At 61.9% G+C, this 24501-nt stretch carries 24 protein-coding genes; 18 read left to right on the top strand and 6 right to left on the bottom strand.

The genetic code is table 11. The features are described from left to right. Positions 1-186: a PA3371 family protein gene (locus CDO35_RS11685; RefSeq protein WP_099524916.1), complete on the top strand. Its 186-nt coding sequence runs from the start codon at positions 1-3 to the stop codon at positions 184-186. A gap of 89 nt (positions 187-275) precedes the next feature. Here the strand turns inward: CDO35_RS11685 and CDO35_RS11680 are convergent, their stop codons facing one another. Then, a complete protein-coding gene (locus CDO35_RS11680) occupies positions 276-2072 on the bottom strand; it encodes an ATP-binding protein (RefSeq protein ID WP_099524915.1) in 1797 nt (598 codons plus the stop codon). Positions 2073-2085: 13 nt separating this feature from the next. After that, positions 2086-3438: a sigma-54-dependent response regulator transcription factor AlgB gene (gene algB, locus CDO35_RS11675; protein WP_099524914.1), complete on the bottom strand. Its 1353-nt coding sequence runs from the start codon at positions 3436-3438 to the stop codon at positions 2086-2088. Between the two features lie 210 nt (positions 3439-3648). On the opposite strand from algB, the gene CDO35_RS11670 reads away from it, so the two are divergent. The 17 genes from CDO35_RS11670 (at position 3649) to CDO35_RS11590 (ending at position 21449) form a co-directional block, all read left to right on the top strand. After that, positions 3649-4479, top strand: a complete 831-nt coding sequence (locus CDO35_RS11670) for a BON domain-containing protein (protein WP_099524913.1) — start codon at positions 3649-3651, stop codon at positions 4477-4479. Between the two features lie 67 nt (positions 4480-4546). Then, on the top strand, positions 4547-4981 hold the full coding sequence (locus CDO35_RS11665; RefSeq protein WP_017676439.1) for a ferritin-like domain-containing protein: 435 nt from the start codon (positions 4547-4549) through the stop codon (positions 4979-4981). An 894-nt stretch (positions 4982-5875) separates the two neighbouring features. Then, entirely contained in the window at positions 5876-6844 is a 969-nt protein-coding gene (locus CDO35_RS11660) for a PstS family phosphate ABC transporter substrate-binding protein (RefSeq protein WP_075744772.1), read from the top strand. Between the two features lie 178 nt (positions 6845-7022). Continuing rightward, positions 7023-9308 (top strand): ABC transporter permease subunit, encoded by a 2286-nt coding sequence (locus tag CDO35_RS11655; protein WP_099524912.1) that lies wholly within the window; start codon positions 7023-7025, stop codon positions 9306-9308. 15 nt (positions 9309-9323) lie between these two features. Further along, positions 9324-11000: a phosphate ABC transporter permease PstA gene (gene pstA, locus CDO35_RS11650; RefSeq protein ID WP_166432401.1), complete on the top strand. Its 1677-nt coding sequence runs from the start codon at positions 9324-9326 to the stop codon at positions 10998-11000. 66 nt (positions 11001-11066) lie between these two features. After that, the gene (pstB, locus tag CDO35_RS11645; protein ID WP_013713351.1) at positions 11067-11900 is read left to right on the top strand and encodes a phosphate ABC transporter ATP-binding protein PstB; all 834 of its coding nucleotides are present in this window, start codon (positions 11067-11069) and stop codon (positions 11898-11900) included. 162 nt (positions 11901-12062) lie between these two features. Further along, a complete protein-coding gene (phoU, locus tag CDO35_RS11640) occupies positions 12063-12791 on the top strand; it encodes a phosphate signaling complex protein PhoU (RefSeq protein ID WP_099524911.1) in 729 nt (242 codons plus the stop codon). A gap of 135 nt (positions 12792-12926) precedes the next feature. Beyond that, the gene (locus CDO35_RS11635; RefSeq protein ID WP_099524910.1) at positions 12927-13832 is read left to right on the top strand and encodes a response regulator; all 906 of its coding nucleotides are present in this window, start codon (positions 12927-12929) and stop codon (positions 13830-13832) included. Between the two features lie 139 nt (positions 13833-13971). After that, positions 13972-14868, top strand: a complete 897-nt coding sequence (locus CDO35_RS11630; RefSeq protein ID WP_099524909.1) for a peptidoglycan DD-metalloendopeptidase family protein — start codon at positions 13972-13974, stop codon at positions 14866-14868. 435 nt (positions 14869-15303) lie between these two features. Beyond that, the gene (gene fliD / locus CDO35_RS11625) at positions 15304-16599 is read left to right on the top strand and encodes a flagellar filament capping protein FliD (RefSeq protein WP_099524908.1); all 1296 of its coding nucleotides are present in this window, start codon (positions 15304-15306) and stop codon (positions 16597-16599) included. After that, on the top strand, positions 16599-16997 hold the full coding sequence (fliS, locus tag CDO35_RS11620; RefSeq protein ID WP_099524907.1) for a flagellar export chaperone FliS: 399 nt from the start codon (positions 16599-16601) through the stop codon (positions 16995-16997). The genes fliD and fliS overlap by 1 nt, the downstream gene beginning before the upstream one ends. Further along, the gene (locus CDO35_RS11615; protein ID WP_099524906.1) at positions 16981-17298 is read left to right on the top strand and encodes a hypothetical protein; all 318 of its coding nucleotides are present in this window, start codon (positions 16981-16983) and stop codon (positions 17296-17298) included. The genes fliS and CDO35_RS11615 overlap by 17 nt, the downstream gene beginning before the upstream one ends. Before the next feature lie 3 nt (positions 17299-17301). Further along, positions 17302-18387, top strand: a complete 1086-nt coding sequence (locus CDO35_RS11610; protein WP_099524905.1) for a flagellar hook-length control protein FliK — start codon at positions 17302-17304, stop codon at positions 18385-18387. A 27-nt stretch (positions 18388-18414) separates the two neighbouring features. Then, on the top strand, positions 18415-18891 hold the full coding sequence (locus CDO35_RS11605; protein WP_079784983.1) for a flagellar basal body-associated FliL family protein: 477 nt from the start codon (positions 18415-18417) through the stop codon (positions 18889-18891). Between the two features lie 11 nt (positions 18892-18902). Further along, the gene (locus CDO35_RS11600) at positions 18903-19637 is read left to right on the top strand and encodes a FliA/WhiG family RNA polymerase sigma factor (RefSeq protein ID WP_099524904.1); all 735 of its coding nucleotides are present in this window, start codon (positions 18903-18905) and stop codon (positions 19635-19637) included. 1 nt (position 19638) lies between these two features. Next, the gene (motA, locus tag CDO35_RS11595) at positions 19639-20511 is read left to right on the top strand and encodes a flagellar motor stator protein MotA (RefSeq protein WP_099524903.1); all 873 of its coding nucleotides are present in this window, start codon (positions 19639-19641) and stop codon (positions 20509-20511) included. Beyond that, on the top strand, positions 20508-21449 hold the full coding sequence (locus CDO35_RS11590; protein ID WP_099524902.1) for a flagellar motor protein MotB: 942 nt from the start codon (positions 20508-20510) through the stop codon (positions 21447-21449). Before motA ends, CDO35_RS11590 begins: the two co-directional genes overlap by 4 nt. An 18-nt stretch (positions 21450-21467) precedes the next feature. On the opposite strand, the gene CDO35_RS11585 is transcribed toward CDO35_RS11590, so the two are convergent. The 4 genes from CDO35_RS11585 to CDO35_RS11570 form a co-directional block, all read right to left on the bottom strand. Further along, positions 21468-21935, bottom strand: a complete 468-nt coding sequence (locus CDO35_RS11585; protein ID WP_099524901.1) for a hypothetical protein — start codon at positions 21933-21935, stop codon at positions 21468-21470. Further along, positions 21932-22768, bottom strand: coding sequence for a winged helix-turn-helix domain-containing protein (locus CDO35_RS11580; RefSeq protein ID WP_099524900.1), 837 nt, complete (start codon positions 22766-22768; stop codon positions 21932-21934). Before CDO35_RS11580 ends, CDO35_RS11585 begins: the two co-directional genes overlap by 4 nt. Positions 22769-23112: 344 nt before the next feature. Beyond that, positions 23113-23946: a lateral flagellin LafA gene (gene lafA, locus CDO35_RS11575; RefSeq protein WP_099524899.1), complete on the bottom strand. Its 834-nt coding sequence runs from the start codon at positions 23944-23946 to the stop codon at positions 23113-23115. A gap of 271 nt (positions 23947-24217) precedes the next feature. Beyond that, positions 24218-24385 carry a rubredoxin gene (locus tag CDO35_RS11570; RefSeq protein WP_003242223.1) on the bottom strand — a complete coding sequence of 56 codons (168 nt, stop codon included), beginning with the start codon at positions 24383-24385 and terminating at the stop codon, positions 24218-24220. Positions 24386-24501: the final 116 nt, after the last annotated feature.

The following is a 24501-nucleotide window of genomic DNA, read 5'->3' as shown; positions in this document are numbered from 1 at the left end:
ATGTCCAGAAGTGCCTTCCTGTTGTTGATCATGACTCTGTCGAGCCTGGCCGCGCTGTGGCTGAGCCCAGCTCTGCACGAGGGTGTCGCCCTGCTGCTCAAGGGTAGTAGCGTCGTCTTCGGTGCGGGCTTTCTGGTCGCGCTGATGGCCGGGCGCCGCATCAAGTTCGACCCGGTGCTGCGCTGAAGCTGAACCGCACTGAGAAAACCAAAAACGCCGCGAAGACCGCGGCGTTTTTTATTGTGAGCGAATTGCCCGGCGTCTGCTCGCCAGCCTCAGATCGGTAGGCTGAAATAGAAGTTGGCGCCTTCGCCAGGGCGAGAGTGAACCCGTAGTTGGCCGCCATGCAACTGCACGATCTCCCTCGCCAGCGCCAGGCCTAGGCCAACGCCACCCTTGCGCCTGCCGACCTGAACGAAGGGTTCGAAGATCCGCGCCTGGTGTTCGAACGGGATGCCTTCACCTTCGTCCTGCACGCTGACGATCACCTGCTCGCCATGGCGGCGTGCCTGTAGTCGTATCGTGTCGCCCGGGTTGCTGTAGCGCAGGGCGTTGTCGGTCAGGTTGTCGAGCAGTCGCTGCAGTTGCGCTGGGTCGAGTTCAAGCTGCGGCAGCGGATCGTGGGCTTCGCAGACCACCGTCACCTCGCGTTCTGCAGCCCTCTCGGTAAAGCGCTGAGAGAGCTGCTGGATCATTTCGCCGAGGTCGCAGGGGCGGCGCTGCAAGGTCTGTACGCCGTTCTGGTAGCGCGAGAAGTTGAGCAGATCGTCGATCAATTGCACCAGGCGGTGCATCTCTTCGTCGACGGTGCGCATCAGCTCCTGCTCGCGTCCACCTGCGGGCAGTGAAAGACGTTCGCGCAGCAGGCTGAAAGCCATATGCATACCGGTAATCGGCGTGCGCAGCTCGTGGGATGCGCGCAGGATGAACTCGCTGCGCACTCGGTCGAAGGCGCGTTGCTTGGTGACGTCTCGCAGCACCATCACGGCGCCCTGGCTGCTACCTTCGCGCACCTGCACCGGTGTCAGGGCCCAGGCCAGCACACGGGTCTCGCCGTCCCGTTCGATCTGCAGGTCGGCCGGTGGCTCCTGCAGCGGTTCGCCTGCCAGTACCTGACGCAGCGCTTCGTCCACAGCATGATCGGGCAATAACGGGCCAATCGGCTGGCCCTGGATGTCGGCTTGCTGAGACAGCTGGCGCAGCGCCACGGGATTGGCGTGCTCGATATTGCCTTCGGCGTCGAGGATGATCAGACCGTCATCGATGCTGTCGAGCACCGCCTTGAGACGGCCTTCGCTACTGAGCAGCTGGTTGAGATTGCTCGAATGGTATTCACGGAGGGCTTCGGTCATCAGGCCGAAGCGGCGGCTCAGCACTGCCAGTTCCAGCACCGGCGAGACGGGTAGCACCACATCGTAGCGACCCTGGCCAATCTGGTCGGCGGCTCGTGCCAGCATGTCGATGGGGCCGCCGAAGCGGCGCGCGATACCGTTGGCGGTGAGTACACCTATGGCCAGCACTGCCAGGCCGATCAGCACCAGCAAGCCGGCGATCAACTGGGAGCGCTCGCTGGCCTTGCTCTCGGCGGCGATAACCCATTGCACGACCTGATCCTGCTGGTCCAGCAGGTGATCGCGCAGGCGCTGGAAGGCTTCGGTGAAGGGCTTGTAGGGGCCCAAGTTATGGGGCACTTCACCAGGTGGGGTGCCGTTGCTGGCGGCCTTTTCCATCTCATCGTAAAGCGCCGCAGCTTGCTCCAGGCCACGTATGTAGTCGGCGCCGAGGTTGGCGTTGATTCCTTCTTCGAAGGTGGCGCGGAATGACTGGCGAATGGCTTCGAGGCGCTGCGGGTCAGGTTGCTCATCGATCAGTACGACCAGTTCATCGCCCAGGTGCTGACGCAGTTTCTGGCCGATCTGTACGGCATCGAAGCCGCGTTGGATCAGGTCGCTCTGGCTGCGCGCCATCTGCGTCACGCTGAACAGCCCGACTAACAGACCCAGCAGCGCTACAGTGATCAGTGCGGAGATGCTAAGGAACAGACGCGTGCGAAGCTTCATCGACAGCTTCATGGAAATCCCGTGTTCAGAGGTTGTACTGCTTGCGTTTACGGTAGAGGGTCGAGGTATCGATACCCAGCGTCTTGGCGGCCATGTCTAGGGTGCTGCTGCTGGCCAGTACGGCGGCAATGTGTGCCTTCTCCAGCTCTTCGAGGCTCATCGCGGCGCCGACGCGAATGGTGTTGCTCGGTGCTTCGCTGCTGCCGCCCAGGCCGAGGTGGGCAACTTCCACCGCCTCGTTCTGGCAGATGATGCTGGCGCGCTCGATGACGTTACGTAACTCGCGGATATTGCCTGGCCAGCGATAGCTCTGCAGGGCAGCGGCAGCCTCCGGGCTGAAACCGCACGCCGGGCGCCCATAGTCGCTGACGAAGCGGGCGAGAAAGCGTTCGGCCAGGTCCATCACATCCTCATGGCGTTCGCGCAACGGCGGCAGCTTGAGGGTGATGACGTTGAGGCGGTAGAGCAGGTCCTCCCGGAAGCGGCCCTCGCGCACCATTTCGTCGAGGTCCAGGTTGGTGGCGGCGACGATGCGCACATCGGCGCGTCGGGTCACTGGGTCACCGACGCGCTCGTATTCCTTGTCCTGGATGAAGCGCAGCAGCTTGGGTTGCAGGGCCAGTGGGAAGTCGCCGATCTCGTCGAGGAACAGGGTGCCGCCGTCGGCCTGGCTGACGCGGCCCTGGGTACTTTCACTGGCGCCGGTGAAGGAGCCGCGGGCGTGACCGAACAGCTCGCTCTCCATCAGCTCGGCCGTCAACGACGGGCAGTTGATGGTGACGCAGGTGCGTTTGGCGCGGCGGCTCCAGCCGTGGATGGCGCGGGACAGCTCACCCTTGCCGGTGCCGGACTCGCCGAGAATGAGGATGTTGGCGTCGGTGGTCGCGACCTGACGCGCGGTCTCAAGAACCGCCATCATCGCTGGGCTGTGCGAGTCGAGGCCATCCTTGGCCTTGCGCACTTCGCCCTCCAGGGCCTCCAGGCGTGCAGCCAGCGTGCGCACTTCCAGTTGCTTGGCGGCGGCCAGGCGCAGTTGATCGGGGGTGCAGGGTTTGACCAGGTAATCGGCGGCGCCGGCCTGGATGGCATCTACCGCAGTGTCCACTGCCGAATGGGCGGTGACGATGACCACACGCATCCAGGGGGCCTGGATGCGCATTTGCGCCAGCAGGTCCAGGCCGCTGTCTTCGCCCAGGCGCAGGTCGAGAAAACACAGGTCGAACACCTGGCGCTGCAGCAATGCCTCGGCCTGCGTCGCACTGCTGGCGCCAGCGACGTCATAGCCCTCGTCTTCAAGGCAGTAGCGGAAGGTACGCAGGATTGCCGCTTCATCGTCCACCAGCAGAATGCGCCCGCTGGTTTGCTCTGCTACTGCCATGTATGTGCTCCGTCTGACTGGTCAATGCAGCTTAGTCAGGTAAAAACCGTGCAAGTTGCACGGCCCAACTAGGCTAATGCTGCACCCTGCATGCAGGCAGGGTGCCTTTACTTGAATTAACTATTTGTTTTTAAAGGGTATTTTGTTTTTTATTGGCTGGCACGGGGCTTGCGATATTCCTTATATCGTCTCACGAACAGGAGTGAACTCATGCCCCCGTTCAAACCATGGTTGCTGGCCGCCAGCACCGCGCTGATGCTCGGTCTGACGCCCGTGGCCAGCCATGCGGCCGAAGGGCAGCTGTCAGCGCAGTTGGATGCTGCACGCCAGGAGGGCTCTATCTGGACAGCCTTCGCGCTCAATCGGCATCTAAATCCATTCAAGCTCGATATAGCAGTGGAGGATGGCAAGGCCACCCTTGGCGGCAAGGTCGAAAGCGAGGTCCAGAAGGAACTGGCCGAGCAAGTGGCGCTGAGCATAGAGGGCATCGACGCGGTGGACAATCGCATCGAAGTCAGTGACGACGCCACCGAAGGTAATCCCCCCGGCCTGGTTCAGCGTCTGGAAGACGCCAGCCTCGCTGCCACGGTGAAGTCAAAGTTGCTGTGGAACAGCAACACTCGCGGCCTGGATATTCAGGTCAAGAGCGAAACCGGCAACATCACCCTCAGTGGTCATGCGCAAACCCCGGCGGCCAAGGAGCTGGCAGGCCAGCTGGCAGCCAACACCGATGGCGTACGCGAGGTGTTCAACCACCTCAGCATCAGCACCGCGGACAGCAGCAGTAGCGAAGTGCAAACCACCCTCGATGAGGCGCGCGAGAACATCAGCGACGGCTGGATCACCAGCAAGGTCAAGGCCAGCTTCCTCTACAGCCGCAACCTGGATGCGCTGAACATCTCGGTGAATACCGACGATGGCCTGGTAAGCCTGCGCGGCAGCGTGCTGAGCAGCGCCGAGAAGCGTCTGGCGGTCGAGATCGCCCGCAACATTCGTGGTGTGAAGGGGGTCGATGCCGACGCCCTGCGCATCAGCAGTTGAATTCCAAGTAAACCCGGCCATTGGAATGGCCATCAACCCGCAAGTCCCATTGCCAAGGAGAGAATCCATGAGCAGCAAGACCGCACAACTCAATGAACTGATCGAAATCACCCGTGACGGCAAGCGCTTCTATGAGCATGCCCACGAAGAGGTCAAGGACATCCGCCTGCAGGCGCTGTTCCGCGACATGGTGCGTGCCAAGACTGAAGTGATCGACGCGCTGAGCGTCAAGGTTGCGGCCAACCAGAGCGAGCCGGCGTCTGGCGGCACCATGCTGGGCAAGCTGCGCCAGTTCTACGCCGACACCCGCGCGACCCTGGCCAAGGATGAAGATGCCACCTACGTTGCGCAGTTGGAGGAGGCGGAAGACCGCATTCTGCATGCCTTCGAAGATGCGCTGGAAAGCGCGGACAATGACGTCCGTGTCCTGTTGGCCGTGGAGATGCCCAAGGTGCGGGCTTGCCACGACCGTATGCGCGCGCTGAAGCAGAATATGCAGTAATCACTGCGGCGCTGTTACGAGCCCCTGCACGCATTGCGTGTGGGGGCTTTTTATTGGGGCTGGGCAGGCCGGGGCGCGTATTGCTCACTGGCTTAGCACTATCCGTTACCGAGTCCTCTGAGCGTTTAGGTTGCGCCCCTTACGGGCGCCACACCTTTCTTGCTTGCCCAAGAAAGGTGTGCCAAAGAAGGGCACCCCGACATCCGGGTTTCGCTACGCGAAACTTCCCTCGTTCCGGCGTCACTCCGGGGGCCGGCTTACAAGGGCCATCCCTGGCCCTTTAAGCCTCTCGCCGCATCCATGCGGCTCGTCCCCCTACGCAACACCTCCGCTCGGCCTCCTGAAGGGACTGGACCGCGAGCTTGCGAAATCTCCGGAAGATCAAAGTCGGTAGCGTTTGGCTTTTGCTCTTGAAGTGCGATCTCACAGACGACGCCCAAGCCCCCTTCAGGAGGCCGAGTGGAATCACCGTGGAAGGGGTTGAGCGACATGGATGTCGCGAGAGCCACGATGGGCCAGGGATGGCCCTTCGTGGCGTGCCCCTGGAGTGGTGATGGAGCGAGGGAACCCCGGCGCAGCCGGGGCCGGATGTCGGGGTGCCCTTCTCTTTGGTTACTTTCTCTTGGGCAAGCAAGAGAAAGTGACTCGCCCGTAAGGGGCGAAACCTAAACCTTCAGACGACGCGCCAACGGATAGTGCCAGCACCGAAAGCACACACTTATTTGCTAGCCCGGCATCACCCACTTCCCACAAACCATCCGAAGCGCTTTCTCTCTGCCGCCCTCGAAAGCCGTCGACATTCATTTAACTGTCACATTCGTTTCATAGAGTGGTCATGTGGCCTGCAGATACTTGGGCCCGTTCCATCCAACACTATCCTGCTAGGAGCAAGGCATGAAACTGAAGCGTTTGATGGCGGCCCTGACTTTCGCCGCCGCTGGCGTAAGCGCCGTATCTGCTGTAGCCGCCGTCGACCCGGCTCTGCCGAACTACGAAAAGACTTCCGGTGTGTCGGGCAACCTGTCCAGCGTCGGTTCCGATTCGCTGGCCAACCTGATGACCCTGTGGGCAGAAGAGTTCAAGAAGAACTACCCCAACGTGAACATCCAGATCCAGGCCGCTGGTTCCTCCACTGCGCCACCCGCGCTGACCGAAGGCACCGCCAACATGGGTCCGATGAGCCGTCCTATGAAGGACAGCGAAATCCAGGCCTTCGAAGAGAAGTACGGCTACAAGCCGACCGCCGTTCCGGTTGCCATCGACGCCCTGGCGGTGTTCGTGCACAAGGACAACCCGATCAAGTCGCTGTCGATCGAGCAGGTCGACGCGATCTTCTCCAGCACCCGCCTGTGCGGTAATGACAAGGACATCAAGACCTGGGGTGATCTCGGTCTGACCGGCGAGTGGGCGAGCAAGCCGCTGCAGCTGTTCGGTCGTAACTCGGTATCCGGCACCTACGGATACTTCAAGGAAGAAGCCCTGTGCAAAGGCGACTTCAAATCCAACGTCAACGAGCAGCCGGGTTCGGCTTCTGTGGTTCAGTCGATCTCCAGCACCCTGAACGCCATTGGCTACTCGGGTATTGGCTACCGTACCTCCAGCGTTCGCGCCGTACCGCTGTCCAAGAAGGGCGGTGAAGCCTTCGAAGCCTCGGAAGAAAACGCCCTGGCTGGCAAGTTCCCGCTGGCCCGCTTCTTCTACGTCTACGTGAACAAGGCGCCGAACCAGCCGCTGAGCCCGCTGGATGCCGAGTTCATCAAGCTGGTGCTGTCCAAGCAGGGCCAGGACGTCGTGATGAAAGACGGTTACATCCCGCTGCCGTCCAAGGTAGCCGAAAAAGCGATGAAGGAACTGGGCCTGTAAGGCTTCCAGTGTGATGGCCTGGCTCTGGTAGCCAGGCCATTCGACGAACCCGCCACCTTATGGGTGGCGGGCTTCGTCATGTCAGCAGGCTGTAATCTTTCTGTCACACAAGCTCGCTAAATTGACAAGCCTGGGCAGCCGTATGCGCTGCAATCAAGCTCGCGCAGAGACTTCTCGCATGAATGACTTGGCAAACGAATCCATGAACCGTTCGCAGAATCCGCTAGGGATCGACTTCAATACGCCTGCCCTGCAACGCAAGCGCCGTATGCGCGCGTTGAAGGATCGTATGGCGCGTTGGTATGTCTCCATCGGTGGTCTGGCGGTTCTGGGCGCCATCACCCTGATCTTCTTCTATCTCGCCCACGTTGTGCTGCCCATGTTCCAGGGCGCTGAACTGACCTCTCGCCAGGCTCAGCAACCGGCCTGGCTGGCTGAGGCGCAAGCGCCGTTGATGCTGGCCATCGAGGAACAGAACCAGGTGGCCATGCGCCTGGACGCTTCCGGTGCCGTGCAGTTCTTCGAACTCAAGACCGGCGAAGCCCTGCAGCGTCTGCAGCTGCCGTTGCCGCAGGGTGTTTCGGTTGCCTCCGTCAGCCAGGATCAGCCAGGCACGCGCCGCGTGGTACTGGGCCTGTCCAACGGCCAGGTGCTGATCATTCAGCACAACTACAAGATCAGCTACCCGGACAACGTGCGCACGATCGCACCACAGATCGAGTACCCCTACGGTGAGGCAGCGATCGAGGTCGATCCGCAAGGCCGACCACTCGAGCACATCGCCATCAACCTCAACAGCGGTACGCTGATGCTGGCCGGCTCCACCGGCAATGAGCTGCACCTGATCAGCCTGAGCCGTGAAGAGAACCTGTTCACCGGCGAGGTGAGCGTCAGCGAGGAGCGCATCAACCTGCCGCAGATCGGTGAGCCGATCAGCCAGCTGATTCTCGACCCGCGCCAGATGTGGTTGTACGTATTCAACGGCAGCTCCAGTGCCGACGTTTTCGACCTGCGCAAGCGTAGCCTCAATGGTCGTTACGAGCTGCTCAAGGATGCTTCCAACAGTGTGACTAGCGCCACCAGCCTGCTCGGCGGTATCTCGATCATGATCGGTGACGCCAAGGGCGGCATCCAGCAGTGGTTTATGGTGCGTGACAAGGACGGCAAGTCCACTTTCCAGTCGATCCGCAGCTTCCAGCTGGGCAGCAGCGCGATCACTCAGATTCTGCCCGAGGAGCGCCGCAAGGGCTTCATGGCGCTGGATGCCGACGGCCGCCTGGGCATTTTCCATAGCACAGCGCACCGCACCCTGCTCAAGCAGCAGGTCGCCGAAGGCAGCGCCATCGCTGCTCTGTCGCCACGCGCCAGTCGTGTGCTGGTGGAGTCGGATGGCAAGCTGCAGCGTTTCCTGGTCGACAACCCGCACCCGGAAATCTCCTGGAGTTCGCTGTGGGGCAAGGTCTGGTACGAAAGCTACCCCGAGCCTGACTACGTCTGGCAGTCGACCTCGGCCAACACCGACTTCGAAGCCAAGCTGAGCCTCTCGCCGCTGGCCTTCGGTACGCTCAAGGCAGCGTTCTACGCCATGCTCCTGGCGGCCCCTCTGGCCGTGGCTGCAGCGATCTACACCGCCTACTTCATGGCGCCGCGCATGCGCACCAAGGTCAAGCCGGTGATTGAGCTGATGGAGGCGCTGCCGACGGTGATTCTTGGCTTCTTCGCCGGCCTGTTCCTCGCGCCGTTTCTGGAGAACCACTTACCCGGCATCTTCAGCCTGTTGCTGCTGACGCCGATAGGCATTCTGCTGTTCGGTTTCCTCTGGACCAAGCTGCCTGAGTCCATCCGCCATCGCGTTCCCGAGGGCTGGGAAGCGGCGCTGCTGATTCCGGTCGTGATTGCCGTGGGGTGGTTCTCCATCGGCATCAGTGGTCATCTGGAAAACTGGCTATTCGGTGGCAACATGCGCCTGTGGCTGTCCAACGACCTGGGCATCCCTTTCGACCAGCGCAACGCCCTGATCGTCGGCCTGGCGATGGGCTTCGCGGTAATCCCGAACATCTATTCGATTGCCGAAGACGCCGTGTTCAGCGTCCCCAAAAGCCTGACCTTCGGCTCCCTGGCTCTGGGTGCCACGCCCTGGCAGACCCTGACCCGTGTGGTGATCCTCACCGCCAGCCCAGGCATCTTCTCGGCACTGATGATCGGCATGGGCCGCGCCGTCGGCGAGACCATGATCGTGCTGATGGCCACCGGTAATACACCGATCATGGACATGAACATCTTCGAAGGCATGCGCACCCTGGCGGCCAACGTGGCGGTGGAAATGCCCGAGTCGGAAGTCGGCGGTACCCACTATCGCGTGCTGTTCCTCGCCGCGCTGGTGTTGCTGATGTTCACCTTCGTGATGAACACCCTGGCCGAGCTGATTCGTCAGCGTCTGCGCACCAAGTATTCGTCGCTCTAAGGTTTTGGAAGGTATATGTCCGTGAAACAGAACAACCTGAAATCCTGGTACAAGAGCGGCGCCCCGGGCGTGTGGATGAGCGGTGGCGCGGTTGCCATCGCCATCATCATGACCCTGGGTCTGCTGGCGGTGATCGCCTCTCGTGGCCTGGGCCACTTCTGGCCGGCCGACATCCTCGAAGCCGACTACCAGGTGCCTGGTCAGGAAGCGCGGGTGATGCTGGGTGAGGTAGTGCAGGTCGAGGAAGTACCGCGCGCTCGTCTCGCGGCCGCAGGCCTGCCGGTCGCCGAAGAGGGCGGCGAATTCATGACCCGCGAGCTGATGAAAGTGGGTAACCGCGAGCTGTTCGGCGCCGACTTCACCTGGGTGGTCGGCGAGTGGCTGAGCAACCCGCGCAAGCCAGCGGGCATTACGGTGCTGGAGCGTCGCGAATGGGGCAACTTCTACGGCAACCTGGTCAACGTCAAGGAAAGCGGTCAGGTAGTCGCCGAGGGTGATGCGGCCTGGGCTGCGTTGCAAGAGCGTCTGGATCGCGTCGATGATCTGCATGCGCAACTGGTGCGCCTGGAGAAGAAAGACATCGGCCGCATCAACCACAGCCTCGAGCGCATCCGTCTGGAAGGCCGCAAACTGCAGTTGCAGGGCAAGCTGGATGACGCCGCGCAAGCTGACATGGACGCTCGCCGCGATGCGCTGAACGCCGAGTACAAGGTGCTCGAAGAACGCATGGTGGCACTGACCCAGCAGATCAACCGTGACAGTGTCACCCTGAGCGCCAGCGATGGTCGTCAGACTGAAATCGAACTGGGCAAGATCGTCCGCGCCTTCCGCCCGAACGCCATGGGCACGGTCGACAAGCTCGGCTTCTACGCCATGAAGCTGTGGGAATTCGTCAGTGACGAACCGCGTGAGGCCAACACCGAAGGCGGTATCTTCCCGGCCATCTTCGGCACCGTGCTGATGGTCATGCTGATGGCGGTGATCGTCACCCCGTTCGGCGTGATCGCCGCAGTGTACCTGCGTGAATACGCGCATCAGGGGGCACTGACCCGGGTGATCCGCATCGCGGTGAACAACCTGGCCGGCGTGCCCTCGATCGTCTACGGCGTATTCGGTCTCGGCTTCTTCGTCTACGTGCTGGGCGGCTCGATCGACCAGCTGTTCTTCCCCGAGTCCGCACCGGCGCCGACCTTCGGCACCCCGGGCCTGATGTGGGCCTCGTTGACCTTGGCAATCCTTACCCTGCCGGTGGTCATCGTCGCCACCGAGGAAGGCCTGGCGCGGATTCCGCGTGCGGTGCGTGAAGGTTCGCTGGCGCTTGGCGCGACCAAGGCCGAGACGCTGTGGAAGGTGGTCATCCCGATGGCCAGTCCGGCGATGATGACCGGCCTGATCCTGGCCGTGGCACGTGCCGCTGGTGAGGTGGCGCCGCTGATGCTGGTGGGGGTGGTGAAACTGGCACCGACCCTGCCGCTCAACGGCAACTACCCGTACCTGCACCTGGATCAGAAGATCATGCACCTGGGCTTCCACATCTACGACGTCGGCTTCCAGAGCCCCAACGTCGAGGCTGCGCGCCCGCTGGTTTACGCCACGGCGTTGCTGCTGGTGATCGTCATCGCCCTGCTCAACCTGACCGCGGTCTATATCCGTAACCACCTGCGCGAGAAGTACAAGGCGCTGGATCACTAACGCAGCTACGAGTCGCGCACCGCCGGTGCGCAGCTTGCAGCTTGTAGCTACGAACGGAGTGAGTTTATGCAACACGAAACCCATACCCACGGTATCGACCTGGCCGCACTCGGCCGCGACAAGCAGAGCCTGAGCCTGGCCAACGAGACCACGGCCATCGCCGTACCGGGCCTGAACCTGTACTACGGCCAGAAGCAGGCGCTGTTCGACGTCAAGATGGATATCCCCAAGCAGCGTGTGACCGCCTTCATCGGCCCGTCCGGCTGCGGCAAGTCGACCCTGCTGCGTACCTTCAACCGCATGAACGACCTGGTCGACGGTTGCCGTGTGGAAGGCGAGATCAACATCGACGGGCGCAACATCTACCGCAAGGGCGAGGACGTGGCCGAGCTGCGCCGCCGCGTCGGCATGGTGTTCCAGAAGCCCAACCCCTTTCCCAAGAGCATCTACGAGAATGTGGTGTATGGCCTGCGTATCCAGGGCATCAACAGCAAGCGTGTGCTCGACGAGGCGGTGGAGTGGGCGCTGAAGAGCGCGGCGCTGTGGGACGAGGTCAAGGACCGTCTGCACGACTCGGCCCTCGGCTTGTCCGGCGGTCAGCAGCAGCGTCTGGTCATTGCCCGCACCGTGGCCGTGCAGCCGGAAGTGCTGCTGCTCGACGAACCCTGCTCGGCCCTCGACCCGATCTCCACGCTGAAGGTCGAAGAGCTGATCTACGAGCTCAAGAGCAAGTACACCATCGTCATCGTGACCCACAACATGCAGCAGGCGGCGCGCGTTTCCGACTACACCGCGTTCATGTACATGGGCAAGCTGATCGAGTTCGGTGACACCGATACGCTGTTCACCAACCCGGCCAAGAAGCAGACAGAAGACTACATCACCGGTCGCTATGGCTAAGGCCATGGCAAATACTCCCTGGCTTTGTCGGGCGCCGTACTGTCAGCGCGCGCCCTTCGCACCAGAGAGCATTTTCCAAGGGCCTTAGTGCTGAAACTCAACGTGTAGGGTGCGCCATGCGCACCATGGTCACCCAAGCTGGCAGCTTTCGCGGAGCGAAACATGATCAACAAAGACAACCTTACCCAGCACATCTCCCAGCAGTTCAACGCCGAGCTGGAAGAGGTGCGCAGCCACCTGCTGGCCATGGGCGGCCTGGTGGAAAAGCAGGTCAACGATGCCGTCACCGCGCTGATCGAGGCCGACTCCGGCCTGGCCCAGCAGGTGCGCGAGATCGACGACCAGATCAACCAGATGGAGCGCAACATCGACGAAGAATGCGTGCGCATTCTCGCCCGTCGCCAGCCGGCGGCCTCCGACCTGCGCTTGATCATCAGCATCTCCAAGTCGGTGATCGACCTCGAGCGCATCGGCGACGAGTCGACCAAGATCGCCAAGCGCGCCATCCAGCTGTGCGAGGAGGGCGAGTCGCCGCGTGGCTATGTCGAGGTTCGCCATATTGGCGATCAGGTGCGCCGCATGGTGCAGGAGGCACTGGACGCCTTCGCCCGCTTCGATGCCGACCTGGCCCTGTCGGTGGCGCAGTACGACAAGACCGTCGACCGCGAGTACAAGACCGCGCTGCGCGAACTGGTCACCTACATGATGGAAGACCCGCGTTCGATCTCCCGCGTGCTCAACGTGATCTGGGCGTTGCGCTCGCTGGAACGCATCGGCGATCACGCGCGCAACATCGCCGAACTGGTGATCTACCTGGTGCGTGGCACCGATGTGCGCCACATCGGCCTGACCCGTATGCGTGAAGAGGTCGAGGGCAAGTCCAGGGACTGACGCCTGCTTAGTGCTGACGGCCCGGGAAATCCCGGGCCGTTTCGTTTGCGCGATTTGTTGCACGTCCGACGTTTTCCGTTGGCCTTAGGCCACTGGCCATGACTATGCTTACTGCCATTCGTACAGGAGTGGCCGATGAGCAAAGTCAGTGTGCTGGTGGTGGATGACGCGACCTTTATCCGTGATCTGGTCAAGAAAGGGCTGCGCGATAATTTCCCCGGCGTACAGATCGAGGAAGCGATCAATGGCCGCAAGGCCCAGCAGATGTTGAGCCGTCAGGTGGTCGACCTGATCCTCTGTGACTGGGAAATGCCGGAGATGTCCGGCCTCGAGCTACTGACCTGGTGCCGCGAGCAGGACAACCTGAAAACCACGCCCTTCATCATGGTCACCAGCCGTGGTGACAAGGAGAACGTGGTGCAGGCGATCCAGGCTGGCGTTTCCGACTACATCGGCAAGCCCTTCTCCAACGAACAGCTGGTCACCAAGGTGAAGAAGGCGCTGAGCCGCGCCGGCAAGTTGCAGACCCTGGCTGCCAGCGCACCGCCGAAGATGCTCAGCAGCGGCAGCTTCGCCAATGACTCGCTGGCCGCGCTCACCGGCGGCAAGGCCGAGGTGGTCAAGCCCAGTGCTCCGGTGCCGGCTGCGGGCCAGGCTGAGCCGAGCGCAGCACCTGCGCCGGCAGCCCCGAGCAAGTCGCCAGCCGGTCGTGGCCAGGGTCAGCTGCGTTTGCCGGCGGGTAGCATGGCTTGTGTGATCAAGGCGCTGAGCCTCAAGGAGGCACTGCTGGTGGTCAAACGCACCGAACAACTGCCGCAGGTGCTGGAGAGTGCAGTGCTCGACCTGGAGCAGGGCGAAGCAGCGGAAACCGCTCGGCTCAATGGCTACCTGCATGCGGTGGTGGCATTCGAACCCAAGCCCGACAGCGAATGGCTGCAACTGACTTTCCGATTCGTCGACCGTGACCCGCAAAAACTCGATTACCTCTCGCGGCTGATCGCCCGCGGCACTGCGCAGAAGCATTTCAGCCCCGGCGCGTAGCCGTATGCAATCCGCGGCGCTGTGCCGACCAATGGCGGTGAGCCGGTTCACAGCCTGACGGTCGGTGTCTCGCGCGCTCCGTGCTGCGCTGCTAGTCTTGCTAACCCGGATATCAAAAAGCCATAAGATCCGAGTCGTTATGCTAGGGCGTCTAATAATTCTCTGCAGTCTGCTGGCCTGTTGCAGCCAGGCCGCTGCGCTGACCATCTACAAGTACGTCGACAAGAACGGCGTAGTCACCTATAGCGATCAGGCTGCGCCTGGCGCGCAGGTGTTCGTGTTCAACGATCGCATGGTCGAGCGCTTGGACAACCAGGTGAAACTGGAAACCAAGAAGCACGAGGCCGGTGAAACCCTGCTGATTCGCAATGACCTGTATGCCCCGGTGGAAATCGAACTGAAGCTGGAGCAGGTACAGAACGCCATCGGCGCGCCGGACAAACCGATTCGCTGGGTGTTGCCACCGCGCAGCAATATCCGCCTCGCCACCCTCACCGCGCAGGATGCATCGAAGCCGCTGCGCTACAAACCCAGGTTGCGCTACGCCCTCGGCGACCCGCGACTGCAGCCGAGCATTCATCGCTATCCGCTGCCCTGGCGTGGCGGCCCGTTCCGTCAGACCCAGGGCGCCAACGGCACCTACAGCCACTTCACTGCCAAGGGCCGCTATGCGGTGGATATCGCCATGCCTGAAGGCACGCCCATCGTCGCTGCACGCGCTGGCATGGTGGTGAAGACCGAGAACCAGCAGAGCGGCCGGGGCAATAACCCGGCCGGCAACTTCGTGCGCATTCTGCATGACGACGGCACCATGGGTGTTTACCTGCACCTGATGAAGGGATCGGTCGGTGTGCGTGAAGGCCAGCGGGTAGAAACCGGCAGCCTGTTGGCGCGCTCCGGCAACACCGGCAACAGCACCGGCCCGCACCTGCATTTCGTGGTGCAGCGCAATGTGGGGCTGGCGGTCGAGTCCATTCCCTTCAACTTCCGTCAGCCGGTCAACAGCCTGCCGAATTTCGCCGTCGGCGGCGAATAGTTCGACAAGGCCTGTCGGCTACGTTCTTTTCCCGGATAGCGTCCCAGCGCTTTTGCGCGCCCTCACATTCCTGGGTGCTTCTCCTGCTGCGCGATGCCGCCGGTGCGCATCGCGCACCCTACGGTACGTGCGTGCACCGCGGACGGGGCTGGTGCCATCGGTAGGGTGCGCTGCGCGCACCGCGTCACCGCTGATGCTGTGGTTTGCCCGCTCTCTGCGGCGTTTTCCTTAAGTCACCCCTCTGTGCTGTCGCCTGTGTAATCGGTACGTCCGCCATCTGCGCGACGCAGGCGGAAGTTGGCCTTCCGCTCGTCGTTCAGCAGTCTGCAAGCGGAAAGGACCTTTCACCTGGCGGAACGCCTAGAGCCCTCTAGATCAGGGGTTTCAGCTGTTGGCACCGCTATTGCTATCTCACAGGAAAACGGGTGTCCGACTATGGCTATCGATTCAGATTACGTGCAAAGCATGGCGACCCAACTGGCCCAATACGAAATTCAGGGCCAGTTGGCCAAGGCCAATCGCAACCAGGCCGCCTACAAGGCGCAGCTCGGTGCGCTGACCAGCCTGGATACCGCGCTGAAAACCTTCAAGACGGCTGCCAGCGGTCTCAAGCTGGCCGGCAGCAGCATGCTGGTCAACAGCGCCAGCTTCAGCCAGGAGGGTTATGCCAGTGCCACGGTGGGCACCAAGGCCGTGCCCGGCAGTTATGATTTTTTCGTCCAGCAATTGGCCAGCAAGAGCCAGGTTGCTCTGCAAGGGCTGCAGGACGGCGACCTCGGTAGTGGCAGCCTGACCATCGGCAAGGGCGGTGAGGCGTTCAATATCGACCTCGGTGCCGTGGCCACGCTCGACGAGCTGGCCGCAGCCATCAACGGCGCGAGCGACAACAATGGCGTCAAGGCGACCCTGGTTCGCAGCAATGGCCAGGTCAACCTGGTGCTGACCAGTGAGAAGACCGGCGCCGACCAGGCCATCAGCCTGAGTGCCACTGGCAATGCTGCGGTTGCAGGCGCGGTGAGCGGCAGGCAGGAGCTGTCCGTGGCCAAGGATGCCATCGTGCGCCTGGGTGGCGAGACCGGCATCGAACTGAGCAGTACCAGCAACACCTTCGACAACATCATCGATGGCGTCAGCCTGACCTTCAACAAGGCGCATAAGAGTGGTGATGCGCCATTGACCATGGAAGTCGGCCAGGACCAGAAGGCCACCAAGGAGAAGGCGCAAACCTTCGTCAGTGCCTTCAATGCCCTGATGTCCAGTTTCGACTCGCTCACCTCCAGTGGTGGCGAAAGTGGCGGTCGTGGGCCTCTGGCTGGCGATGCCAGCGTGCGCGCCATCGAGACGATGCTCAACCAGTTGGTACGCACTTCGTTTGGCGGCGTGAGCCTCACCGAGTTCGGCATCGTTGCCGACCGCAACGGCAAGCTGACCATCGACAACGCCCGTTTCGAAAAGGCCGTGGCAGCCAACCCGGAAGGCTTCGAGAAGCTGTTCACCGACAAGGGCAACCTGCTCGATACCCTGGACAAGAACCTGGCGGTCTACACCAGCAGCGCTGGCGGCCTGCTGACCAATCGCAAGGACACCCTAAACACCCAGCTGCGCCGTGTCGATCAGCAGTTCGACACCATCCAGAAGCAGTACGACTCCTACTACAGCCGCTATCTCCGTCAGTACACCGGTCTCATGCAGACCATGGCGGCGATGGAGCAGACCTACGGAATGTTCTGATGAGTGCCTACAACCTCAACGAAAGTTACGACAGCTATCGCACCGTGGACCTCGAGGCGCGTGCTGCTTCGGCCTCGCCCTACGAGCTGGTGCTGGTGCTGTTCGACGGCCTCCTCGACGAGCTGGCGCGTGCCCGTGGCCATATCGAGGCCAAGCGTTACCAGCAGAAGGGCCAGTCCCTGGAGAAATGCCTGAACATCCTCGGCGGTCTCAATGGTGCCCTAGATTACGAGAACGGCGGCGAGTTGGTGCAGGGGTTGGCGCGACTCTACGACTACTGCATCTACCGCCTCTCCGATGTCAGCGTCAGCCTGTCGCTGGAGGGGTTGGACGAAGTCGTCGGCTTGCTCGGTGTGCTGCGCGAAGGCTGGGAAGGCGTGAATGCAACGCGCAAGTGAACTGCGCGCGCTGCAGCAACTGCACGCGCAGTTGGCGCAAGCGCTGGAACAGGCTGACTGGACGCGCATCGGTGAGATCGATGCGCTGATCCGCTCCTGCCTGCAGTTACTGGCCGGGCTACCGACGCTGAGCGACGAAGTGCGCGAGGCCAGGCGGCATCTGCAGCAGTTGCACGGACAGGCGCGTATCGCCTGCGCCGAAGAGTGCGAACGGGTGCGTCGGTTGTTGCTGACGCACCTGGAATACGCCGAAGGACGCAGCGCTTACATGCGCGTCGATCTGTATCAGGGTGGGAGATAAAACGTGCTGCAACTGATCAATGCCAATGCCCAGGTGAATCTGACGGACTCCGCGGCACAAACCCTGCCGGCCGGTTTTGCCCAGGCTCGGAGCGCTGCTGGTGAGACGCCGCCGTTCGATCTGCACATGGCCGTACAGGGCTTCACCGCCGCCGAGCCAGAGGTACCGCCGAGTAAAGAGGCTACTGCCGTGAAGGTCACCCTCAGCGAAGCGGATGCCGAGCAGTGGCTGGCCAGCGTGCTGGACCAGCAGGCCGTGCGTATCGAAGCGCGTGAAGCACCCGAGCAGGCGCTGCACGAACCGTTGTCTCAGGACGACTCGGAGCAGATCGAACAGGCTGCCGGGCTGCCTGCCGAGCTCCCTGGCCAGGCCCTGATACAGCCGCAGCCGCGTGAGCCGTTGCCCGCTCAGTCGCCATACAGCGCCAGTGCTTCAGCGCTCAGCCAGCAATCGTTGTCACCCCAGGTCGCGGCGCCAATACCGCAGATGGCAGTCGAGATCGCGATACAGACAGCCGCGCCGGCAATGGCGACTGAGGTCATCGAGACGAGCGATCTCGAACGTCTGCCGAGCATCAGCACGGATGCAGATAAATCCATCCCCGCCAGCGCAACCTCCGCCGCCGCGACTACTACGCCGCTGACGGCCGAGCGTTCGCTCAAACTGCATGCACCTCAGGCGCAGTGGGGCGAGCAGATGCTGGCCAGCCTGCGCGAGCAGGTGGACGTGCAGATCAACCAGCGCATACAGAACGCCACCATCCGCCTCGACCCGCCGGAGCTGGGCAGCCTGGAAATCTTCCTCAGCCATGAATCCGGCCGTCTCAGCGTGCAGCTCTCGGCTGCCAACGCCGATGTCGCCCGCCTGTTGCAGCAGACCAGCGAGCGTCTGCGTCAGGAGCTGGTCGGGCAGAACTTCGTGCAGGTCAACGTGCAGGTCTCCGCCGATGCTCAGGGCGGTCGTCAGCAGCAACAGGCGCAAGCGCAGCGCTGGCTCGCCGAGGATGAGGTGGCCGCTGCCGTCGCGCTGCCCGCCGGCCGCGAGCGCAACGCTGGGCTATCGACCAGCGACGTGCTGGTCACCGTTTAATTTCCCGTTAGTGAATCGAGAGTAGTCATGACAATGCCGCGCGTCCTCCTGCTGCTGGTTATCTTCAACACCCTGGTGGTGGTTGGCGGCACCATCTTCAATTACGCCACGCTCAAGTCCATGCAGACCGGCCAGGCCGTGCTCGGCATTTCTGCTGGCAACGCCGGCAGCGAGGAGCAGGAAGCCAACAGCGAGTACCGCTTCTTTCCGATCGAGAAGGTAATCGTCAGCTTGAAGGGGGAAAGCCGCGAGCATTACTTCGTGCTCGATCTGGTGCTGCAGACCGACCTCGAAACCGATCCGAAGAAGCTCGAGCAAATCGATCCGATGGTGCGCAATTCGGTGGTCGCCCACCTGTCTGCCATGACCTTCGAGACGCTGCGCGGCATGCCCATTCCAGAGCTGCAGAGCACGCTGGAAAGCGCGCTGTTCGATGACTTCGCCAGCAAGAAGCTGGCGATGCCGTTTGCCAACGTGCTGGTCAGCAAACTGATCGTCCAGTAGGTACCGTCGCCATGAACGCCAACTGCGCCATTGACTATCGCTACGCCGCCGAACAGGGCGGGGCTGCGCTGTTCGCCCCAGGGGCCGAGCAGAAGTGGCTGTTGCAGTACCTGCCACTGGTCAAGCGCATCGTCAGTCAGCTGGCGTTGCAGGCCAATCAGGTGCTCGACCGCGAAGACATGGAGCAAATTGGCCTGATGGGTTTGCTCGAATGCCTGCGTCGCTATGGCACGCCGGACGAGCAGTTCGGTCGTTTCGCCGCGTTGCGCATCCGTGGTGCGATTCTCGATGAGTTGCGCCGCCAGGACTGGCGCCCGCGCCAGGTGCGTCAGCAGACCCACAAGATTCGCGACGCCATTCGCCAGTTGGCGCGGCAACTGGGTCGTGTGCCGCAGGAGGAGGAGATTCTTCAGGCGGCCGGCATAAACGCCAAGGAATACCAGGAGTTTCTCCAGGCCGATGCCTGTGAGGCCATCGAAAGTCTCGATGAGTTGCTGCAGAACGGTCACGAGGGGTTCGCCTGTGGCAGCAGTGCGGTCGAGGACCGTGTGCTCAAGGAGCGCCTGCTGACTCAGGCGCTGAGCCAGCTCAGCGAGCGTGAACGACTGGTGCTGACCCTTTACTACCAACATGAGCTGAGCCTCAAGGAAATCGCCCTGGTGCTGGAGCTGAGCGACGCGCGCGTCTGCCAGTTGAGCAAGCAGGCGATCGCCAAGGCCAGTCGCTACCTGAACGAGAGAGGCTAGGGTGCAGAAGTTATTAGGTGCATTGATCATCGTCGCCTGCGTGCTCGGTGGCTACGTCATGGCCCATGGCGAACTGGCCATGCTCTGGCAACCGGCCGAGGTGATCATCATCGTCGGCGCGGGCTTCGGTGCACTGGTGGTGGCCAACCCCAAGGACGTGTTGATCGAGATGCTGCATCAGATCAAAGGCGTGTTCGTCTACAAGAAGCGTGGCGAGGAATTCCAGCGCCAGTTGTTGATGCTGCTTTATGAGCTGCTGGAGATGGTCGATGTCGGCGGCCTCAAGGTGCTCGACGCGCATATCGAGGAGCCGGAGCAGAGCGAACTGTTCGCCAAGTACCCGCTGATCCGTCAGGAGAAGAACCTGATGGCCTTCATCGCCGACAACTTCCGCCTGATGGCCATGGGCAAGATCAGCGCCCATGAACTCGAAGGCTTCCTCGAGCAGGAGCTGGAGGCGATGGAGCATGTGCTGATGCAGCCGTCGCGCTCACTGCACAAGATCGGCGAAGCCATGCCGGGCTTCGGCATTCTCGCGGCGATCCTCGGCATCGTCATCACCATGGGCAATATCGGTGGCTCGGTGGCCGAGATCGGCGCCCACGTCGCCGCAGCGCTGGTGGGCACCTTCCTTGGCATCTTCATGTGCTACTGCGTGATGGAGCCCTTGTCGAGTGCGATGGGCCAGCGCATCAAAACCGAGATGTCGGCGCTCGAGTGCGTGCGCACCACCCTCGTCGCCCACGTTGCCGGCAAGCCCACGCTGCTGGCGGTGGACGCCGGGCGCAAGCTGATCGAGCAGGACGTCAAACCGGCGTTCAAGCAGCTGGAGATCTGGGTCAACCGTTACGAAGATGAAAGGGACGCGGCATGAAACCGCGTGCCGGTGAAGGCCATGAAATCATTATCAAACGTCGTGGCAAGAAGGGTGGCCACGACGAGCATGGCGGTGCCTGGAAGGTAGCCTTCGCCGATTTCACCATGGCCATGATGGCGCTGTTCATGGTGCTGTGGATCATCCAGCCACAGACCCAGGACGCCAGCCGCGCCAATGCCGACATGCTGAACAATCCGCTGGTCGACGGCGGTGCCGGCATCTTCGATGGCACCAGTACCACGCCGCTGGACCTCGATGGGGTGCCGGTGCAGGTCAGCCCGCGTCAGGATCGGGAAAATCAGGCGCGTACACCCGAGGAAGATCCCGGCGCTGAACAGGGCGATGGCCAGCCGGGGCCCGCCCGCCGGCCACACTATGCCGAATCGCAGCAGATGCAGGATTTGGCCAAGCTGATGGAGGCGCTGGCGCTGCAACTGGACGCCGAGGCCAACATCGAAGTGCAGGTGGTACCGCAGGGCTTGCGCGTCCTGATCAAGGACGATGCGCAGCGCTTCATGTTCAACCGCGGCAGTTCCCACCTGAATCCGCACTTCGAAAAGCTGCTGCAGCGTCTGGCCGGGATTCTGGCGCGGGTGGAAAACCATCTGATCGTCAGCGGCCACACCGATTCCATGCCCTATCGCGGCGTGGTTGGTGGTTACAACAACTGGAACCTCTCCGGCGACCGTGCGCTGCGTGCACGCAACGTGATGGTCGAGGCCGGGCTGCCGCCCAGCGCGGTGCTGCAGGTCACCGCTCAAGCAGATGGCATGCCCTTGTTACCGAGTGATCCAGAGAACGGCGCCAATCGCCGTATCGAGCTGCTGTTGCTGACCAGCCAGGCCGAAGGCCTGTACCGCGAGTTGTTCGGCGATACCCAGGTACGGGTGGAGTACCGTGCCGAGGGTGCTCAGCTCAGCGCACCGGAGTCCTGACCCATGACTTGTTGCGCTCTACAGATTGCGCGCCGGGCAATAGATTTGCCGAGTTTCCAGCGCATAGAGACAGCCATCGATGCTGGTCAGGCGAATGGTCGAGCCCTTATGGCGGCCATAAAGCAGGTTGAACACCAGTTCGTCGTCGATTTCGCTGGCCAGCCCGGTGACTTGACCGTCTTCGACGCGCAGCCGGTAGTTACCGAGAAAGCCGTACTCCACCACGCCCGACGTCTCCAGGATGCTGTCGCCCTGCCGGGTCATGGCATAGAACCGACCATTGTTGACCTGCAGGCTGTGGCTGATTGCCAACACCTGACCGTTGCTCAGGTGGACTTGACCGGTGGACTGATAACGACCGTCGAGCTCGGTGCTGGAGATGAAATTCAGCCACAGCACGAGCATGCTCAACAACATCGCCAAGGCCGTGGCGAGCATGGTCAGCAACCAGCCGCGGCTGATGCCGCACTGCGTTCCCTGGCTCATGGCAGGCACCTGCTCAGTTGGGTATCGGCGACCTGATTCAGCTGGCTTTCGTGCAACATCAGCGAGCGTGCACCACCATTGCTCTGCAGGCACAGCAGTTCGTAGAAACCACCGCGCAGGCTCAGTACCAGGTTGGCCGGTTTACTGGCCAGTACGGCAAGCCGGCTGGTCAGGCCGTGAGTCTGCAGAATCAGCTGCTGCAGCCTTTGCGGGTCCTGATCGATGTAGCGCACGTGCAGTGAGCCCAGATTCATTTCGCTGCTGTGCAGGTCCTTGGGCTGGCTGATCGTGTACAGCGCCATGAACAAGGCGATGCCGATGATGCTGAACAGGCTCAGCAGAATCAGCCAGGATGCCCGCTGACGGCTGTGGCGGCGCAGAAAGGCTGGCTGTGGCGTCGGCGTATCGAGTGTTTCGCTGACCGCGCCGATGTCATCGATGCTCGGCGGATAGACCAGATAGTTGGGGTTCAGCAGATAGCCGCGGCGCGGCAGGGTCTGGATGATCTCGCGACTCTTCTCGTCGCCCAGTACCTGGCGCAGGGTATAGATCTGCTGGTTGAGGCTGCCCTGGCCGACAACCCGGTCGGCCCAGGCGTGGTTCATCAGCTCCTCGCGTGAAACCACATCTCCGGGCTCGCGTAGCAAGCGCTCGAGCAGGCGGCTCCCGGAGTAGCCCAGATCGATCTTCTCTTCGATGCCGCTCTTTACCAGGGTCAACTGATACAGCACTGGGTAGAAGTGCGCGTAACAATCGCTGCGCCCGGTCCTGATGGTCAGGCACGCAACGTTGCTTTCCTGCTCGGCTAGCGGCGTTTCTGGGCTGGTGTTCATGCGGTCCTTGAGGCGAGCGGCAATTCCATGCGTGAAATTTTCCGGCGACAGACGGTCGGCATTCTGGCGCCAGAGAATTGCAGTGGCAAGTCTTGTGCCAGACGCCTACTGCTGGAGGGCCGTTGCCGTTTGCTGGGGATGCTTACCCAATACTAACCAGTATGGAAGCGAAGTCGACGATATCGCCGAGATTCACCGATACCGTGTCGATCATGTCTCGGTTTGATGACAGCTGATCAGTATGCCTGATGCGGCAGGGGCGGTGGCCGCAGGCCATGAGAAACGCCCCGCAGAGGCGGGGCGTTGAGGGGCGGCGCAATCCGTTGCGCCTGGATGACGCGGGATCAGCCCAGCAGGGACATGACCATGCCCGGCATCTGGCCGGCTTGTTTGAGCATGGAGATGCCCGACTGCATCAGCATGGAGTTCTTGCTCATGTTGGCGCTTTCCTTGGCGAAGTCGGCATCCATGATGCGGCCCTTGGCCATGTCGGTGTTGTCCTTCATGTTGGCCAGGTTGTTGGCGGTGTGGTTCAGGCGGTTGATGTTGGCGCCGAACTGGGCGCGTATCGCACCGATATCGTCCAGTGTGGTTTCCAGGGCAGTCATGGCCGTTTGGGCGGTGGTGGCGTCTGCGAGGTCCTCAGAGCCATCGTAGTCGGTCGCTGGATCAAAGGTGCCAAAGTCGATGGTCAGGGCCAGTGTTTCGTTGGCGCTAGCGCCGATCTGGAAATTCACGGCGGCGGCGAACTTGCCGGTAGCGCCGAAGAGGTTCTCGCCAGCATATTTGGTGTTGTCATAGATATTGTTCAATTCGCCGGCCAGTTCGTTGTACTCGGCGGCCAGCGCTTCACGATCACCATCACTGTTGGTGTCGTTCGCCGCCTGGGTGGCCAGGTCCTTCATGCGCTGGACGATATCGGTCATCTCGTTGAACGCGCCTTCGGCGGTCTGCAGCAGCGATACGGCGTCGCCAGTGTTGCGCATGGCCACGTCCATACCACGCGACTGGGCGTTCAGACGGGTAGCGATCTGCAGGCCAGCGGCGTCGTCGGCAGCGGAGTTGATGCGGAAACCGGTGCCCAGACGCTGCTGGTTAGTGCCCAGGGCGTTGTTGGTCTTGCCCAGGTTGGTCTGGGTGATCAGCGAGGAGTAGTTGGTATGAATCGACAGAGCCATGATGATATTCCTTCAGTTGAGTGAAGCTGGCTGTGATTGCCTGCTGTAAGTGAAGGGCGACCGGCTCTTGGCACCGATTAAATGGCGCTGGCACAATTTTTTCTGCATGTGCGGCGATGGCGCGGACTGTCGTGCGTAGGGTGCGCGGTGCGCACCGGCTGTTGTAATGGCGCCTCGTGGTGCGCGCGGCGCACCCTACGTGGCGTCGCGCGAAACACGCCAAACAAAAACGGCGACCCGAGGGTCGCCGTTTTGTTAAAACCAGGCGTGATCAGCCGATTTCGATCATCTCGAAATCCATCTTGCCGACGCCGCAGTCAGGGCATAGCCAGTCTTCCGGCACGTCTTCCCAGCGGGTGCCGGGAGCGATGCCGTCATCCGGCCAGCCCTGGCTCTCGTCGTAAATCAGTCCACAGACCACGCATTGCCACTTTTTCATAAAAACCTCAGGCCAATCTCACGGTGTTGCGCGACGCAAGCTACCGCAATTGCACTGACGCGCCAAGCGGGCTGGCGGCAATCGCCGCCAGCCAGGGACCAACCAAAGTCGGGCCG

It is taken from the genome of Pseudomonas sediminis (assembly GCF_002741105.1).
Lineage (GTDB): Bacteria > Pseudomonadota > Gammaproteobacteria > Pseudomonadales > Pseudomonadaceae > Aquipseudomonas > Aquipseudomonas sediminis.
This window is presented reverse-complemented; position numbering and strand designations above follow the sequence as displayed.

Excerpts from the sequence above, each read along its gene's own strand:
- CDO35_RS11685 (WP_099524916.1), top strand. The coding sequence starts at position 1 with ATGTCCAGAAGTGCCTTCCTGTTGTTGATCATGACTCTGTCGAGCCTG.
- CDO35_RS11680 (WP_099524915.1), bottom strand. The coding sequence starts at position 2,072 with ATGAAGCTGTCGATGAAGCTTCGCACGCGTCTGTTCCTTAGCATCTCC.
- algB (WP_099524914.1), bottom strand. The coding sequence starts at position 3,438 with ATGGCAGTAGCAGAGCAAACCAGCGGGCGCATTCTGCTGGTGGACGAT.
- CDO35_RS11670 (WP_099524913.1), top strand. The coding sequence starts at position 3,649 with ATGCCCCCGTTCAAACCATGGTTGCTGGCCGCCAGCACCGCGCTGATG.
- CDO35_RS11665 (WP_017676439.1), top strand. The coding sequence starts at position 4,547 with ATGAGCAGCAAGACCGCACAACTCAATGAACTGATCGAAATCACCCGT.
- CDO35_RS11660 (WP_075744772.1), top strand. The coding sequence starts at position 5,876 with ATGAAACTGAAGCGTTTGATGGCGGCCCTGACTTTCGCCGCCGCTGGC.
- CDO35_RS11655 (WP_099524912.1), top strand. The coding sequence starts at position 7,023 with ATGAATGACTTGGCAAACGAATCCATGAACCGTTCGCAGAATCCGCTA.
- pstA (WP_166432401.1), top strand. The coding sequence starts at position 9,324 with ATGTCCGTGAAACAGAACAACCTGAAATCCTGGTACAAGAGCGGCGCC.
- pstB (WP_013713351.1), top strand. The coding sequence starts at position 11,067 with ATGCAACACGAAACCCATACCCACGGTATCGACCTGGCCGCACTCGGC.
- phoU (WP_099524911.1), top strand. The coding sequence starts at position 12,063 with ATGATCAACAAAGACAACCTTACCCAGCACATCTCCCAGCAGTTCAAC.
- CDO35_RS11635 (WP_099524910.1), top strand. The coding sequence starts at position 12,927 with ATGAGCAAAGTCAGTGTGCTGGTGGTGGATGACGCGACCTTTATCCGT.
- CDO35_RS11630 (WP_099524909.1), top strand. The coding sequence starts at position 13,972 with ATGCTAGGGCGTCTAATAATTCTCTGCAGTCTGCTGGCCTGTTGCAGC.
- fliD (WP_099524908.1), top strand. The coding sequence starts at position 15,304 with ATGGCTATCGATTCAGATTACGTGCAAAGCATGGCGACCCAACTGGCC.
- fliS (WP_099524907.1), top strand. The coding sequence starts at position 16,599 with ATGAGTGCCTACAACCTCAACGAAAGTTACGACAGCTATCGCACCGTG.
- CDO35_RS11615 (WP_099524906.1), top strand. The coding sequence starts at position 16,981 with ATGCAACGCGCAAGTGAACTGCGCGCGCTGCAGCAACTGCACGCGCAG.
- CDO35_RS11605 (WP_079784983.1), top strand. The coding sequence starts at position 18,415 with ATGACAATGCCGCGCGTCCTCCTGCTGCTGGTTATCTTCAACACCCTG.
- CDO35_RS11600 (WP_099524904.1), top strand. The coding sequence starts at position 18,903 with ATGAACGCCAACTGCGCCATTGACTATCGCTACGCCGCCGAACAGGGC.
- CDO35_RS11590 (WP_099524902.1), top strand. The coding sequence starts at position 20,508 with ATGAAACCGCGTGCCGGTGAAGGCCATGAAATCATTATCAAACGTCGT.
- CDO35_RS11585 (WP_099524901.1), bottom strand. The coding sequence starts at position 21,935 with ATGAGCCAGGGAACGCAGTGCGGCATCAGCCGCGGCTGGTTGCTGACC.
- CDO35_RS11580 (WP_099524900.1), bottom strand. The coding sequence starts at position 22,768 with ATGAACACCAGCCCAGAAACGCCGCTAGCCGAGCAGGAAAGCAACGTT.
- lafA (WP_099524899.1), bottom strand. The coding sequence starts at position 23,946 with ATGGCTCTGTCGATTCATACCAACTACTCCTCGCTGATCACCCAGACC.
- CDO35_RS11570 (WP_003242223.1), bottom strand. The coding sequence starts at position 24,385 with ATGAAAAAGTGGCAATGCGTGGTCTGTGGACTGATTTACGACGAGAGC.